This window comes from Pontibacillus yanchengensis Y32, assembly GCF_000770635.1.
GTDB classification, from domain to species: domain Bacteria; phylum Bacillota; class Bacilli; order Bacillales; family BH030062; genus Pontibacillus; species Pontibacillus yanchengensis.
On sequence record NZ_AVBF01000045.1, the window covers coordinates 16,782 to 32,055 of the forward strand.

Here is a 15,274-nt window from a genome sequence, read left to right on the forward strand (position 1 = left end):
TAGCTAGGTATCAGATAAGAACAAGGAATACACCTTCTCCCACTTGGGAAGGTGTATTTTTTTCCAGCTCTTATTCATGATAAGTATTTATGCATAGGGAGAGAATTTAATTGAAAAGAAGGAAACCTTATCGCCCTCCAATTAAACCTAGATTATGTGTATTCCCTGGATATAATTGGTGTGGACCTGGATGTAGCGGTCCAGATGGTCCAATTAATGCTTTAGACGCTGCATGTCGAGCACATGATCTTTGTTACCGCTCCAATGGCCATACATGTGATTGCGATGTTGAATTTTTAGGGAAATTAGAGAGGCTTAGAGAGCTTTCCTCAAAAGAAGGAGAACATGCACGGATAATATACAGTTATATGAAGGTACAAACTTTATTCAAGTGTTACTAAGAAGTGCCATTTTATCTTTAATTGCTCTTATTACCACTTGATTCGTTTTCACACGTGCATGAAATTTGTCTTCCCCTTCAATCACATGCCAAGGACTTGCTTGAGTAGAGGTATGGTTAAGCATGTCTTCAACAGCCATTTCATAGTCATCCCATTTAGCACGATTTCTCCAGTCTTCATCTGTTAGCTTCCACTGTTTGAGTGGATCTGCTGCTCGTTCATGAAATCGTCTAAGTTGCTCATTTTTCGAGATATGAAACCAAAGCTTAACCACAACGTATCGGTCTTCTGTAAGCATATTTTCAAATTGATTTATTTCTTCAAAAGCTCTGGACCATTCAGCTGATGTAGCCAGATTCTCTACTCTTTCAACCAAGACACGACCATACCAGGAGCGATCAAAGATAGTGATTTTCCCATAAGGAGGTACTTTAGTCCAAAACCGTTTTAAATAGTGATGTCTTTTCTCATTAATAGAAGGAGCACCAATGGAATGAACGTCGAATCCACGGGGATCAAGACCACTAGTCAATCTTTTTATTGCCCCTCCTTTCCCCGAAGCATCCCATCCCTCACATACAATCAAACAACCTACTTGGTTATCAATCAATGACCTTTGTAGTTTAAGTAATTCCAGTTGGGATTGTTTTAGATCCCTTTTATATTGTTTTTTATCACTGATTTTTAATGTGAGGTCAATATTCTCCAACATCTTTCATTCCTCCTTCTATCTAACAATTATTACTCCAAATCAATTAAAAGATTCTAAGTAATCCGTTCCAAGCATTTTACCACACTTTTCCTTAAAAATACGTTATGTTATACAAGCATATATCTAAAACGATAGAAAACTAGATAGGAGGATCTATACATGCAATGGGTTATGATGCTTCTCATATTTATTGGAGGTATTGCCGTATCAGTCCAGTCCTCTGTTAATGGTGGACTAGGTCAAAAAGTAGGTGTGTTCGAGGGAGCCTTTGTTTCCTTTCTTGTTGGTACTGTAGCATTGTTCTTGGTAATGTTGTTCTTTGGAAAAGGTAACCTTCTACAAGTGTTTCAAGTTCCAAAATGGCAACTACTTGGTGGGCTTCTAGGAGCTTTTTATGTAAGTACGATGGTATTAGCAGTACCTAGAGTTGGGGTTGGAGCTGCTATCTTCACTCTAATCACGGCTCAACTACTAACGAGCTCTTTAATCGATCATTTCGGATGGCTTGGAATGAAACAAATCCCCCTTGATTGGCAACGAATTGCTGGGATGGGATTAATGATCGTAGCTATTCTATTATATACAAAGCGTTAATTATCCTTCGTTTTAATTTTACATACAAAAACCAATGGAATCCTCTACTGATTCTATTGGTTTTTTACTTGGATAGGTTGTTTATGAGCATCAGATTGGTATATCGACTCTAGCACTTGCACAATGGAAGCACCATATTCTCCATCTAACTCCAATTCTTGCTTTCCTTTTACCGCTTCTACTAAGTCTAGTATTTGTCCTTGAAAAACAGGTGGTTGTTCTGGTAAAGGATATGTTTCATAATGGTCATCTTTTGCGATCCATACTCCTTTCCCAACTTCTACTTTCACCATGCCATTTTTGAAAATTAGTTCAGTGACATGTTGCCTGGCACCTTTATATCCTGATATTGAAATTGTAATTGGAATGTTAGTCGATGTTTCAGCCCATACTAATGCACTTGCATCTACATCATACTTGGAATGATAAGTTAATGTTGCGCGAACAGTGCTAATATAAGAGTCTGTCATCCATTGGATTTTATCAACAGAGTGGGCACCTAAATTCATCATGACTCCCCCACCCGCTTTCTCTTTCTCCAAGAACCAATTAGGCCTTTCAGGAGTAAAATAATGCATGTGTCTCGATTCATTTATCTGAACCAACTCACCAAGTTCTCTAGATTGAATGATTTTTCTTGCTACTATATTTTCAATAAAATAGTGCTGAGTATGACCTACCATTAACGTAACACCATTTTTTTCTGTTGCTTTGATGATTTCTTTGCATTCCCAAACGGTAAGAGCCATAGGTTTTTCAAGTAATATATGACTCTTTTGCTCTGCGCAGAACACTGCAGCTTCTTTATGCAAAAAATGAGGTAGTGTAATAATAGTAATGTCAGGACATTCTTGCTTAATCATCTCTTTATAATCGGTATATCCATTTATATGAAATAATGAACTCGCACGCTGGACTTTATCAGATTCTAGATCAGCTATGGCAATGGCTCTTACCTCTTCTAAGTTTTTTAACGCTTCTAAATGCTCCTGAGCAATGCTCCCTGCACCAATAATACATACTGTATATATCACTGCTTTAACTCCTTTGTCCTACATTGTGTAATTTAATGAGAAACTCTTTATCTTGTACAGCATTTTGGTAAACTAGTTCCATTGATTCTCGTTCAGTTGCAACGCCAGACGTGAACTCAATAGAATAGGAGCCATTATATCCATTTCGCTTCAACTGATCAAATCGATTTCTTACAAATGGAGAACGTTCTTCTAAAGTGAAGAAGGTTCCATTATCAAATACACTGACATGAGCGTGGCTAATTTTATCTCCGATATAATCAAACCATGCTTGAAGATCTGTATTTTTATGAAAAGGATGAATGATTGCTTTATATTTACTATTGTTTAAATCAGTAAATATCTCTTTTGCCATTCTTGGATCTTCCATGATTGTACCAGGATGACATTCACACAGTAATTGGCATTCACTAGGTAGTTGACTTGCCCAGTATTCAAGGTTTTTTAGATACGTGTCTTTCTCCCTTGTATTATGTCCTAGATTATATTTCACAGATTGAGGTTGTAACAATTGAATCATTTTGGCTGCTCGTAATCTTTCTGTTTCAAAACCGTCATCAAAACGTACATAGGAGTTATACACCTGAATAGGGAGCGTCCTTTGTTCTAATCTCTTGATTTCTAGATTAGAAGCTTTTAGTACATGGTTTTCCCATAACTCGATACCAGTAAATCCATCGACATGAAAGCGAGATAACCACTCACTAACTTCTAAGGAAGGATTTCTAGCTTCGCTCCATCTATTTTTTTCTAACAACACAGTATTAATCAACACATTTGTCATGAAAATTCTCCCTCCCGATTCAACAGAAAGAGGCAAGCCTCCCGGTTTTCTACTTTAACCCAGAAGAACTTGCACCTTTGACAAAGAATTTTTCCGTAAACAGAAACACAATCAAGATTGGTATTAGTGTCATTAACGCTGCAGCAATCAAATACTGTTCTTTTCCAAACCACGCTCCTTGTAAGGACAATACACCGATAGGTAGAGTGAATTTCTCTTCTGATGATAGATAAATAACAGGTGCCATGATTTCATTCCACTTTGTCATAAATGTAAAGATGGTTAGTGTTGCTAATTGGGGTTTACACATAGGAAGGAATATCCGCCAATATGTTTGAAATGGACTGCACCCATCTAACTTGGCAGCTTCTTCATATTCTTTAGGAATAGATAGAAAAGCCTGTCGCATTAAAAAGATTCCAAATGGCTGGGCAAGCCACTCCAAAATCCATAGTGGCACAAGCGTGTCCAGGAATCCCATGTGTTTAAAAATAATGAATTGCGGAATTATCATGACGACAGGTGGAATCATTAGCGTACCTAGCACCATAATAAATAGAGAATTCTTAAATGGGAATTCTAATCTGGCAAAAGCATAAGCTACCATAGAACAGGAAAGTAATGCTCCAGCAACAGAAAGAACTGTTACAATTAAGCTATTCACTCCATATGTTCCAAGATCGGTCATTTTCCATACTTCTACATAGTTTTGCCACTGAAACGGGTTAGGAATCCACTCTACAGGTATGGCTGTGTACTGTTTATAGGATTTTAATGAATTCAGTGCAGCAGTTATAAAAGGAGTAAGCATTATACATGAGCTTATAATAATGATGAGATAGCTTACAATCCTTCTCTTTTTATTTGGATTTCTCATATAGAACACCTCTACTGATTACACTATTTTTCATAGTGAACCCACTTGTTTTGAAGCTTCACTTGAATCAATGTGATAATAAATAGGATGATGAATAATACCCATGCAATGGCAGAAGCGTACCCCATTTTCAAGAAAGCAAATCCTTGTTGGAATAAATACAACATGAGTACCATACTGGAATTATTAGGTCCTCCAGCAGCAGTTATGTCCCCCCCATTCCCGGTCATAACATAGATTTGTTCAAATGCCTGAAAAGTTGTAATCGTACTTAGCACTAATACTAGAAACGTAGTCCCTGAGATCAACGGAATGGTTACATGACGAAATTTCTTGAGAACACCGGCACCTTCTATTTCAGCTGCTTCGTAGAGATCCTCTGGAACATTTTGAAGCCCTGCTAAAAAGATAACCATCATATAGCCAATCCCTTTCCATACTGCAACAACGACTAATACAGGAATCACTAACATTTCATCATTCAGCCATTGCTGCTGAGACATTCCTATTTTAGAAAGAATCGTATTGGCTAGACCAAATCGAGGATTAAAAATAGCATCCGCTACATATAGAACAACTGTCCAGGAAGAAATTACAGGAATAAAATGAGCCATTCTAAACAACTTCAATCCCTTTAGCTGTTGATTCAGTGCAACAGCTAAAATTAAAGCTAGAATTGTTTGGGCTGGTACAAATAATACGGTGAAATAAACGGTATTCCCTAATGCTTGCCAAAACACTTGATCATTGACCAGCTTAGTGTAATTTCCAATACCGATAAATTCTGGAGCATTCAGCATATCGTATTTAGAGAGACTGAAGTAAAAAGATGCAATCAAAGTAAATGCTATAAATACGACAAAGTGAATAAGATAAGGGGAAATCATAATCAATCCCCATTTCCCCTCATGAGTTAACCTTTTCTTGTTTTTAGGTTCTGTTACTTGGGTTGGCTTGTTATGTTCGATTTTTGAAGGATTCGCCATAATTGCCACACACTTTCTATATCTATTTATCTAGCATTATTGATTGTTATAAAATTCATCAAGCACCTTCTGAACTTCTTGGTCCGCTTCTTCTAAGGCCTCATCAACACTCGTTTCACCTAAGAAGGCACGATTTACGTTATCTCCAAATACTTTCACCCATTCAGACCATACAGCATTTACATCAAGCGTACCGGCAAAGTCAAAACTGTCTAAGAAAGCCTGCTTATTCTCAGGTTTTTCACCAGAGCCTATAAATAAATCTGAGTTAGCTACAGACTTTTTAACTGGTACTGCTTCTCCTAATTCCGCCCATTCTTTTTGAACTTCATCTTCTGTTACCCAATACTTAATCCATTCCCAAGCAGCTTGTGCTTTCGCATCAGAAGCACTTTCACTGATAATCCAAGAGTTTGCAATAACTGGGGAGAAACGCTCTCCGCTAGGTCCTTTTGGCAGAACGGTTACATCATAGTTCACACCTGTTTCATTTGCTGCTAACACTCGAGCGTAAATTCCAATTCTCATCGCAGCTGTTTCGCTCGGAAAAGGAGACATTGGACTTTGGAAAGCTTGAAGATCAGCTGGGTCAGTTAGTATACCTCTCTCCATCCCATCCACAATCCAGTTCATTGCCTCTTTATTTTCAGGAGAGTCAACAATGGAATTCTTTAACTCATCATCAAGTACACCACCACCATATGATTTCAATACCGGCATCCAGCCTTCTGTTATATTAAAGAACGTGAGACCAAACTGTTTCACTGTACTTGTATCAAATGAAGATGCATTTGCATTATTATCATTAGCATCTAATGTTAGTTTGGCTCCCGCTTCCTTTAAATCGTCCCACGTCCAATTATCATCGGGGTAGTCTACGCCTGCTTGATCAAACATATCTTTATTATAAAAGAGAGCACCGATTTGAATTCCTTGAGGGACAGCCCAATACTTTCCATCACTATCTTTGTTGAAGTCTAAGCCAAAATATTCTTCTTTGTTTAAGTCTTTATTGATCCATTCTGTTAAATCCTTTGCGGCTCCACGCTCTGCATACTTTTGAACAAATACACCATCTGATAACCAAACATCAGGAGCGGTACCACCTGCTATTTGTGTATCTAATTTTTGGAAGAATTGAGAATAAGGAGCGTTCTGGGTTGTTACTTTTATGTTGGGATGTGCTTCTTCGAATTTGTTAATTAGCTCTTCCATTTTTTGATCAGCACTACCAGAAGAATAAAAACCTAACGTAATTTCAACTTGCTCTTCACTAGTTGAATCATTGTCTCCATCTTGTTCAGCCTCTCCTTCTGTTTGGTTGGAACAAGCTGATAGCACTAAAGCGAATAAAGCAAACATATACAAAACGTACCGTGACCATCTTACCTTAGACATGAAATAATTCCCCCTTTGTTTATTGATAACGCTTTCAGTAATAATATTAATCTGTTTTATTTCAAAAGAGAATGTAAATTCATTTGATTGTTTGTGTTTTTTTCAATAAAATGAAAATAAAGAATTTTCTGTAAGTGAAACCTGCTAATTAATTTAATCCTATCGATCATGCCAACTAAATGTCGTATAAAAGGGGGATTCAAATGGATATCCCATTTCGTAAACGTACGTCCATAAAGTCCAAGCTATTTTTTGTTATTCTTTTTTTTGTATGTGCTCCCTTGATTTTATTCGGATATTTTTGGTATGAAAAAACCACATCCTCCCTTGAACAAAACGCTATTCAATATAGCCAACACCTATTAAGCCAAACCAATCAATATCTAAATTTCTATTTAGAAGATCTTGAAAAAGCTACTGCTCCCTTCCAAACAAACCAACAAGTTCAAGAATATGTAGCCTTAAAGCCTCAACCTAAAGATAAATTCACAACATTTCAACTCTCGAAACAAATACAAGAAGAAGCTTTTGCATCCATACTTAATGGTCGATCGGATATATTTGGAATATCACTTATAAATAAAAACGTCATGCAAGTAAATAATTATAGCCAGGTAAGCAGGTTTTTAGATATGGATAAAATTCGTTCTAGAAATAACGAACTATGGAGAAAAGTAGATACATTTGATACCTATGAAGTGTTAGATGTTGAAGAGATACAGAATACTCCTGTTATACCAATTGTCAGAAAACTGTATGATAAAAGAACCTATGAGACAACTGGATTACTAATCATTCATTTACAGTTGAATCAACTAGCCAAAATTATTAATGAGATAACTCTTAGCCATTTTAATAATGTATGGATTGTTAACGAAAACGACAAGATTATGTATCATTCTAATGAAGAGTTGTTAGAAACAACGTCTATACCTATATCAACCTTCCAATCAAATATTTCCGTGCAAAGAGAAAATAAAGAGAATACATTATTAGTCGGTGAGGATTTTCCAAATACTGAATTAAATTGGGGACTCATCGCCAGTGTACCGATGGACAGAATAATGGGGAACTTAATCGAGCTTCGTAATTCTACAATATGGGTGGGATTAATTCTTATAGGAGCAGCATTATTTTTTGTTGGTGGTTTTTCTTTCTCCTTAACGTATTCATTAGAGAATTTACAGAAGTTAATGAAAAGTGCTGAATCTGGTAATCTGAACCTCGAACGAAAAAAACCCTTCCCACTCTATCAAAATGATGAAGTGAGCGATCTTTATAATAGCTTTTATACCATGACAACAGAACTTGATCGATTGATAGAACAAGTCCATCTTGCAAAATTAAAAGAGAAGGAATTGGAATTAAAAACTCGCGAATCTGAATTGCAAGCTATGCAATCACAAATCAATCCTCACTTTTTATATAACACGTTAGAAATTATTAACTCCTATGCGATTATTGAAAATCAACCAATCATTAGTAACATGACAACCTCTCTTGCAGATATGTTCCGATATAATGTAAGTAATACAAAAAAAGTTGTAACGCTTCAAGAAGAAATGGACCAAATAAAAGCCTATTTACAAATACAACAACAACGGTTCGAGAAGCTTCATGTCATCTATGATTTAAAAAATGCTGACTTACAAGAAGTTATAACTACACGGATAACCCTTCAGCCTATTATAGAAAATGCATTTATTCATGGTTATGAAGAACATCAATTAGCCCCTGAATTTATTGGTATATATGGAAAGAAAACGACTTGTTATTATCAAGTTTTTGTTGTTGATTTAGGAAAAGGCATGTCGCCAGATACCATCGAAACATACAACTATGCGTTCACACATAATGCTGATCCACCTGAAGGCCAAAAAACAACCAAACGAATAGGGTTAATGAATGTTCATAAACGTTTGTCCACTCAATTTGGTTCTCCTTACGGCTTATCTATACAAAAGTCTGATGAGATGGGGACTGTGATAGAAGTTCGTTTACCTTTTGCAATAGAAGAACAAAAAAAGGAGGCATAGAAGATGTATAAGGTTATAACAGTTGATGATGAAAAGCTTATCAAGCGTAGTATTCATGCGTTAATTCTAAAGCATCAAACAGGTTTTGAAGTAGTCGGTGAAGCAATAGATGGCGAAGATGCACTTCAACTATGTACAGACCTTTCTCCAGATCTAGTCATAACGGATATTCGTATGCCGAAAATGAATGGCCTTTCTTTTATACAAAAGGTAAAAGAGAACAACGAACACACCCAATTTATCGTTGTATCTGGCTACGATGAGTTTGAATATGCCCAAACGGCCCTTCGTTATGGAGTAGTTGATTTTCTTTTAAAACCAATCAAACCAAATCAATTTTTAGCATCACTACAGAAAGTACATCACCAGCTCGAAATGAAAGATAAAGCTTCCAAAGAACGAAGTGAATGGCTTTGGAATGTAAAAGTATTCGCTGAAGAACTCGTTAATCATATATGGTTATTAGAAGACCAACATGTACGTACTAAAATGGAGGAAATACATCAGAATTTATTAAACAAGCAAGTAGAAAATCAAACTATGAAGCGGCTATATACAGACTTAATTACGTACATGAAAGGTGAACTAAGAAACCAAGCCGAGCGAATGAGTGACCTCTCTTATATAGATGAGACAACATTACCCGATAAACAAGAGAACATGAGAGAGTTTATGATTACTCTTTGTGAATCAATTATCCATACGATAAAAGGTAAGAGAAATTTCGGACATCGAAAAAACATATTAACTGCTGTTTCATATTTAGAAGAACACTTCACTAAAGCTAATGTATCCTTGCAAGAAGTATCGAATCTAGTTGACATGTCTCCCTCCTACTTCAGCATGGAGTTTAAACAAGAAATGGGAATCAGTTTTAAGCAGTACCTCACAAAGAAACGAATGGACAAAGCCAAAGACCTGCTGCATAACCCTATATATAAGACGTATGAGATTGCAGAAGCTATTGGATATGGGGATTATCCTCACTTCACGAAAACCTTTAAAAAATCCACTGGGTTAACCCCCACCCAATATCGTAAGCGGATTGGATTTTAGAATTCTATGAAGCAATAGTGCATCTCTAATAATAACCAGTAACAAAAAGAAAGAAACGCATGGGTGTTTTTAATTTTACACTCCAATGCGTTTTTTTCATGAAATTTAGAGATGCTCAATTTGATCTATACCTTTTGGGTCCACTGTTAGTAAATATCTAGATAGGCTGAATAGGCGTTTTCCTTACTTTGAATACTAATAGTTCGGTCAGTAGCATCTTGGTCTGTTAACAGTATGGTAATTGTTCTATCATCCATCTCACTATTCACATAATCCGTTATATCTATGCTATACCATCCCTTAGATACGATATCCACTTCCCCAATTAACGTAGATTCTTGATTAGATGGAACTGTATCCCATGTGATTGTATCTTCACTCCACCCATCATCAGTAATGCCAGTAATCGTCATGGGTACTCTTGACACATTAGCGTCGGTTACTCCAGAATTCACGTAAACATGTAGGACACCCTTTAATACTTTAGATAGTTGAACGGATGAAAGATCAAACTTAAGATATGTGTTTCGGTCATATTGAATAGATTTTGTATCCAAAACATCTTTTATTTCTAAAAGCGGTGCTGATCCATAGTTCTCATTTCCATATGTGCCACTTCGCACATGTGCATCTTCTTGCACTTTAACGGTACTCTTCGCCCATTCTGTTGTTAGCTGATTATATTCATCATATGCTGAAGCCCAATAATACCCTTCCGAGAAAATTCTATTTACTTTAAAACCTAATTGACCTTTCTCATTTGGAAGATTCTCAGATGAAAAAGTAGTGTAACCTTTAGCATCCGTTTCTGTACTTTTATATAAACCACTTAACTTAGTAAAACGTCCTCCTATATTACTTATAACTCCTTCTAATGTGTCCTTGCTGACTACTTGTAGAGATACAATTCCTTTACTACCGTCATATTGTATGCTTGCATTTTTGATGATAAGGGGCTTTAGGTCGGATTCACTTGTTGTAGCTGATGTAATACTTGATACAGGACCAATATTTCCACTCACATCAACGGCAGCAATTTTATAGTAATACGTTGTATTAGCTAATAATCCTGTATCCGTATAATCAAGCCTTCTAGAAGAACCAACTAAATTGGATTCATTCGCTTCAAAAACTGGTGATGTACTTCGATAAAAATAATACTCTTCTACTTCTTGATTATCGTAAGCTCTTCCGTAGGAAATATAGATACTCTGGTAATCTAAAGGTGAAGCTATAGGTCCAGAAGAGACTGAGGAGGGCGAGATGGAATCTTCAGGTGGTTTCCAATAAACAGCATCAGGACTCCATTCAGATGGTAAATAGCGAATAGTATCATAATGATGCAGTGCAATACCTCCGTATGATCCGACCTCCGAGAAAGCGCTTTCAACTTTGTCCAACTCAGCTTCCATGTACGTTCGCCCTTCTTCTCGAAAACTAATTACTTCAGGATCACCGCCATCTGCTATATCTTTCGTCTCGACTCCTATGACAACTGAATTAGGCTTTCCGATCTCATTGGCATAATCGATTTCTCCTTGTGCTTGAGCAATAATACCCGCTGAACCATCTGCCGTATCACGATAGTCCATTATCGAAATATAATCGACAATATCTTGAATATGCTGTGATAACCATTTTGTTTCTTTTGTTTCATTCGTTTTCCCCCAAGTAATGGCTTCTGCATTTGGTGAACTATCATACCACCTTGGAATGGCAGCACCCACAAATAGACCCGAGCCAGCTACTTCTTTCCTATCCATGAATGTTTGTAAGAGATCTAAATATTGAAGTTGTAAAGAGGGTTTATCTGTTTTGAATTCAGGGGCTATATATGGTTCAATATCAATATTGACGCCATCAAATTTTTCAGTATCTTTTGAGGAAAGATTATAGTTCAAAATGTTTTCAAATTCTCGAATGGCTATATCATGATAGCGTTCATATGCTCCAAAATAGGGAGGTGTTGTGCCTCCTGCTATCAATGCATGAACTTTATATCCATTATCATGAGCCCAGCTTACAAGATTGCGAACTCGCTCCCTCTCGTCTTCTAACATATCAACTCCGAAGTAACGATCGACACCTAAATATATTGTGGTGATCTTATCCTGTCCGAACGTATTTGTATCTTTTGCCATAGCATCTAAAACCTGTCGTGATCCTTCGTTATAAAGTAAGTTGTAGGATGCGTTTTCCCAAATCCACATAGCTCTATCCTGCTTAATAAACTCAGTTGATTCCTGTGTTCCTTCCCCGAAATCTACATAAGTCGTCGTACTATAGCCAACATTTCCTTCCGAATCAATTGCTCTAGCTTCTAAACTATAGGTTTGATTATCTTGATGTATCTCCCATTTATATTCATACCCATCATGCTTAGATTTTGTTTTTATCCATTCACTCCCATTAACCCTGATTTCCACCGACTCTAGTTCATTCTCAGCTTCTACGGACAGTTTTACCTTTGTTTTTTTGTATAGCAATTGTGCGCCATCATTAGGACTAATGATAGTAACTACTGGGATATCTGCGGAAGGATTGCTTACAGAGCCATTTAGTATGTTTGACCAAATGGTATATCTTGTTTCTAGGTCTGTTCCTGTTGCAAGTAATTCAATAGCCCCATTATATGTGGAGGTATCCAGGTCATAATACCAATGTCCGTCACCAGAATTCACGACTGGTCGTTTTGTTGAACCATTAATAAGTAAGTGTATATTGGATACATTCGTATAGGAACCATATACCCTTACTGTTCCCCCATCAAATGTGACACCATCTTGATGAGAGTCGATAGATAAATCCCCAGATGCTTCTACTTTTGTCATACAGAAAAAGAAAGTTGAAATAAAAAGTATAATGAGCGTCAACACAAATTTGCCTGTATGTTTTGTGTAATCCATTCTCCTTATCACCTTCCTTTATTATGAGATGATCAAGTAACGATATTTACTTAATAGCACGCGTTCGATTTTGGGAACGAAAAAAGAATCACCACCTTAGTGATGATTCTATTAATATAGAGTAACTATCATGCTGTCCTTTATATGTCTTTTTTTAAATTTTTAAACCTTAATAACGTCTTCATGTGAGTGAGGGGGTTTTCTTGAAAAAAGAACTTCTCCTGTCATATGGCTTCCACCAAATTGAAAGCTATTAGGTCCCTCGTGTGAAAACAATAGTATCTCTTTTTCCAACCCTCTTGTCACTTCAACTGCTGTAACAGCTTGTTTTGAGAACAATTGATCCCTAGTGTCGAACACATCTATTTCTTTTACCCTAAATGGCGCTTTTTCCATGGTTGAATGGGGAACAATTGCAGTTATAAATTTAACGACCCCTTCTCCTTCTTGAGAGCAAGTGATTTTAGTAGACTTACTTTTGTGATTATAATCTCTTGAAATCCAACATGACTCTTGTGAGACTATCCCTGAATGAAGTGGAATCATCGTAAGTCCAGCACCATTTTTAGCATTTGCATGAATTATCCCATCTTTTTCAATATCAATCTCATTATCCTCACTAAAATGAAAATGTTGTTTATATTCATGAGAATCATTAGAAGTACATGTGTCCACTAGAATCCAATAATAAGGTTTGATAAACATTAATTGACGCTTAACCTCGACTGGGCTTTCTAGTTGCATGTAACCATTATGCGAAGATTGAACATAGTCCACCTTATCTGTAGATTTCCAATAACGATCCACAGGTTGGGCTACATTCTCCCATGTCCATGAATCTACATAAGTAGAAATCGTTTGATTATCTACGCTAATCGTATTGTGTTGAGTGGATTCTTTAAAATATCTTCGTTCATCATTTTCCATATACGTGTATCTACCAGTATCTATTAAAAAATCCGCCTCGTTTGAACATAAGTCAAAATGGAGAAAATCGTCATGACCATGAGCCCGAATAATGTCCATATGTCCCCCATCGAACAAAACATAGTGAGCATCAGATTGCCATGAGCTTCTCATGATAGAATACCCTGCTTGCTCAAAATGAGTGGAACAAAAGGAAGGTTCTATAGCATTTAATTGTTCATATAAATTGAATCCTTCTTTTCCAAAATACCATATTCCTTCAAAGTCCAATCTAGAATACCCTTGATGCTTAAACGCACCATTCTCAAATAAAACCGCTCCTCGAGTTAGTACATCACGGATATCCGTATGATCACTATCACTAATCATCGGTTGATGACCATTTGGTTTAACAAATGCTAGCGAGGCAGTAAATAACTTTTCAAGGGAGCTCTCTAATGAAGAAGGTAAGGGAAAATTATTCTTCTTAGCTAGCAATACACATTCAAACAAGCAATGAAGAACTTCATGATGATACATGGGACTTTGTTCATTATGCATGCCATCTTCAAATACCTGGAGTTTACACATATTCTCTAATCTTGTAATGGATGATTCTAACCATTTATCAGCGTATTCTAGATGAGGAAATAGCATAGCTATCTGAAATAGACCATTGGTTTCAAGAAATCCCCAATTACTCTGCTGATCATGTGGAAGATATGCAATATGTAGGTACATCCCATGCAACGCTAAAGCATGTTGAAAGATTTTCTCTTCCTTTGCCCCCCATTGCTTTGACACTTTCACACAATAGTATCCTTTTATCCAATTCGTAATCCTTATACCACTATCTAACTTCCGCCATGTATCTTTTACATTATATTTTCTGTCTTTACTTTCATGTACTTCGTTTTCTGTTAGTGGATTCTGCTCTAACCAGTCGTTCATTAACCGGATAAACGCAGTTACGTACTTTTCATCTTCTGTTAACCAATAGGATTGACCTAATTCAGCCATGAATCTAGCCCGATTTAAATTGACAGTCCATTCAAAGTCACCCTTATATTGATATGTCCAATCGATTGAATTAGAAAAAGAAATGGGTGTTTCACAACGCTCCATATCCCATCTATGTGTAAAAATGAACGTGTTATCACATGCTAAGTTAGCCCGATGAATGACCTCGTTCACTTCACCTTCCCAGTACTGTGTTGTCGTATCCTTAATGTAATCTTTTGAGGATTCAGAGTAAAAAAATGCGGATTTATTTACACCTATTTTCATATGCGAAAACCTCCATTCAGGTTAAGAGAAGTATCTTATATACTAGTGTATATGAATTTCCTTTTCATCAATACGACTTTTTCATGTCTTTATTGCGACTATCTATTTCTTTTTATTATTTGGCTTTTAAAGTTTAGTGTTGATTTTGGGATCAACTAATAAAATAGCCTTATTCAAGATAAGAAGCATAATCTGGAAGACTTGGATTCGAGATATTATTGGGGAGGGAGTGGGTCCGATATATAAAAAGGGTTAGGGATGGGTGGGAAACGACTCGCGTCCTGCGGGCGAGCTGGC

The 15,274-nt window shown here is 36.6% G+C and carries 12 protein-coding genes; 4 read left to right on the forward strand and 8 right to left on the reverse strand.

The window, feature by feature from the left end; translation table 11 throughout:
- The first annotated feature begins 110 nt into the window (after positions 1 to 110).
- Entirely contained in the window at positions 111 to 401 is a 291-nt protein-coding gene (locus tag N782_RS21995) for a phospholipase (RefSeq protein ID WP_084103113.1), read from the forward strand.
- Here N782_RS21995 and N782_RS14695 read toward each other — a convergent pair.
- Positions 388 to 1,113, reverse strand: coding sequence for a polyphosphate kinase 2 family protein (locus N782_RS14695; protein WP_036821695.1), 726 nt, complete (start codon positions 1,111 to 1,113; stop codon positions 388 to 390). The two genes, N782_RS21995 and N782_RS14695, sit on opposite strands and share 14 nt — an antisense overlap.
- Before the next feature lie 159 nt (positions 1,114 to 1,272).
- On the opposite strand from N782_RS14695, the gene N782_RS14700 reads away from it, so the two are divergent.
- The gene (locus N782_RS14700) at positions 1,273 to 1,707 is read left to right on the forward strand and encodes a DMT family transporter (protein ID WP_036821700.1); all 435 of its coding nucleotides are present in this window, start codon (positions 1,273 to 1,275) and stop codon (positions 1,705 to 1,707) included.
- Between the two features lie 53 nt (positions 1,708 to 1,760).
- Here the strand turns inward: N782_RS14700 and N782_RS14705 are convergent, their stop codons facing one another.
- Genes N782_RS14705 through N782_RS14725 form a run of 5 tightly spaced genes read right to left on the reverse strand, consistent with a single transcriptional unit; the run spans position 1,761 to position 6,786 of the window.
- Positions 1,761 to 2,741, reverse strand: coding sequence for a Gfo/Idh/MocA family protein (locus N782_RS14705; RefSeq protein WP_052111360.1), 981 nt, complete (start codon positions 2,739 to 2,741; stop codon positions 1,761 to 1,763).
- Between the two features lie 4 nt (positions 2,742 to 2,745).
- A complete protein-coding gene (locus N782_RS14710) occupies positions 2,746 to 3,525 on the reverse strand; it encodes a sugar phosphate isomerase/epimerase family protein (RefSeq protein WP_036821704.1) in 780 nt (259 codons plus the stop codon).
- A gap of 49 nt (positions 3,526 to 3,574) precedes the next feature.
- Positions 3,575 to 4,402: a carbohydrate ABC transporter permease gene (locus N782_RS14715; protein WP_036821705.1), complete on the reverse strand. Its 828-nt coding sequence runs from the start codon at positions 4,400 to 4,402 to the stop codon at positions 3,575 to 3,577.
- Positions 4,403 to 4,425: 23 nt separating this feature from the next.
- Positions 4,426 to 5,388, reverse strand: coding sequence for a carbohydrate ABC transporter permease (locus N782_RS14720; protein WP_052111361.1), 963 nt, complete (start codon positions 5,386 to 5,388; stop codon positions 4,426 to 4,428).
- Positions 5,389 to 5,424: 36 nt separating this feature from the next.
- Positions 5,425 to 6,786, reverse strand: a complete 1,362-nt coding sequence (locus N782_RS14725; protein ID WP_036821706.1) for an ABC transporter substrate-binding protein — start codon at positions 6,784 to 6,786, stop codon at positions 5,425 to 5,427.
- 203 nt (positions 6,787 to 6,989) lie between these two features.
- Here N782_RS14725 and N782_RS14730 point away from each other — a divergent pair, with 203 nt between their 5' ends.
- Positions 6,990 to 8,822 (forward strand): sensor histidine kinase, encoded by a 1,833-nt coding sequence (locus tag N782_RS14730; RefSeq protein ID WP_036821708.1) that lies wholly within the window; start codon positions 6,990 to 6,992, stop codon positions 8,820 to 8,822.
- A 3-nt stretch (positions 8,823 to 8,825) separates the two neighbouring features.
- Positions 8,826 to 9,878 carry a response regulator transcription factor gene (locus N782_RS20775; RefSeq protein ID WP_052111362.1) on the forward strand — a complete coding sequence of 351 codons (1,053 nt, stop codon included), beginning with the start codon at positions 8,826 to 8,828 and terminating at the stop codon, positions 9,876 to 9,878.
- 146 nt (positions 9,879 to 10,024) lie between these two features.
- Here the strand turns inward: N782_RS20775 and N782_RS14740 are convergent, their stop codons facing one another.
- Both N782_RS14740 and N782_RS14745 read right to left on the reverse strand, forming a co-directional pair.
- Positions 10,025 to 12,784, reverse strand: a complete 2,760-nt coding sequence (locus N782_RS14740; protein WP_152600784.1) for a CBM96 family carbohydrate-binding protein — start codon at positions 12,782 to 12,784, stop codon at positions 10,025 to 10,027.
- Between the two features lie 162 nt (positions 12,785 to 12,946).
- On the reverse strand, positions 12,947 to 14,977 hold the full coding sequence (locus N782_RS14745; RefSeq protein ID WP_036821710.1) for an alginate lyase family protein: 2,031 nt from the start codon (positions 14,975 to 14,977) through the stop codon (positions 12,947 to 12,949).
- Positions 14,978 to 15,274: the final 297 nt, after the last annotated feature.

What these genes read in the sequence shown, in the direction of transcription:
- N782_RS20775 (WP_052111362.1), top strand. Translation starts at nt 8,826, where the DNA reads ATGTATAAGGTTATAACAGTTGATGATGAAAAGCTTATCAAGCGTAGT.
- N782_RS14725 (WP_036821706.1), bottom strand. Translation starts at nt 6,786, where the DNA reads ATGTCTAAGGTAAGATGGTCACGGTACGTTTTGTATATGTTTGCTTTA.
- N782_RS14745 (WP_036821710.1), bottom strand. Translation starts at nt 14,977, where the DNA reads ATGAAAATAGGTGTAAATAAATCCGCATTTTTTTACTCTGAATCCTCA.
- N782_RS14715 (WP_036821705.1), bottom strand. Translation starts at nt 4,402, where the DNA reads ATGAGAAATCCAAATAAAAAGAGAAGGATTGTAAGCTATCTCATCATT.
- N782_RS14740 (WP_152600784.1), bottom strand. Translation starts at nt 12,784, where the DNA reads ATGGATTACACAAAACATACAGGCAAATTTGTGTTGACGCTCATTATA.
- N782_RS14720 (WP_052111361.1), bottom strand. Translation starts at nt 5,388, where the DNA reads ATGGCGAATCCTTCAAAAATCGAACATAACAAGCCAACCCAAGTAACA.
- N782_RS14710 (WP_036821704.1), bottom strand. Translation starts at nt 3,525, where the DNA reads ATGACAAATGTGTTGATTAATACTGTGTTGTTAGAAAAAAATAGATGG.
- N782_RS14695 (WP_036821695.1), bottom strand. Translation starts at nt 1,113, where the DNA reads ATGTTGGAGAATATTGACCTCACATTAAAAATCAGTGATAAAAAACAA.
- N782_RS14730 (WP_036821708.1), top strand. Translation starts at nt 6,990, where the DNA reads ATGGATATCCCATTTCGTAAACGTACGTCCATAAAGTCCAAGCTATTT.
- N782_RS14700 (WP_036821700.1), top strand. Translation starts at nt 1,273, where the DNA reads ATGCAATGGGTTATGATGCTTCTCATATTTATTGGAGGTATTGCCGTA.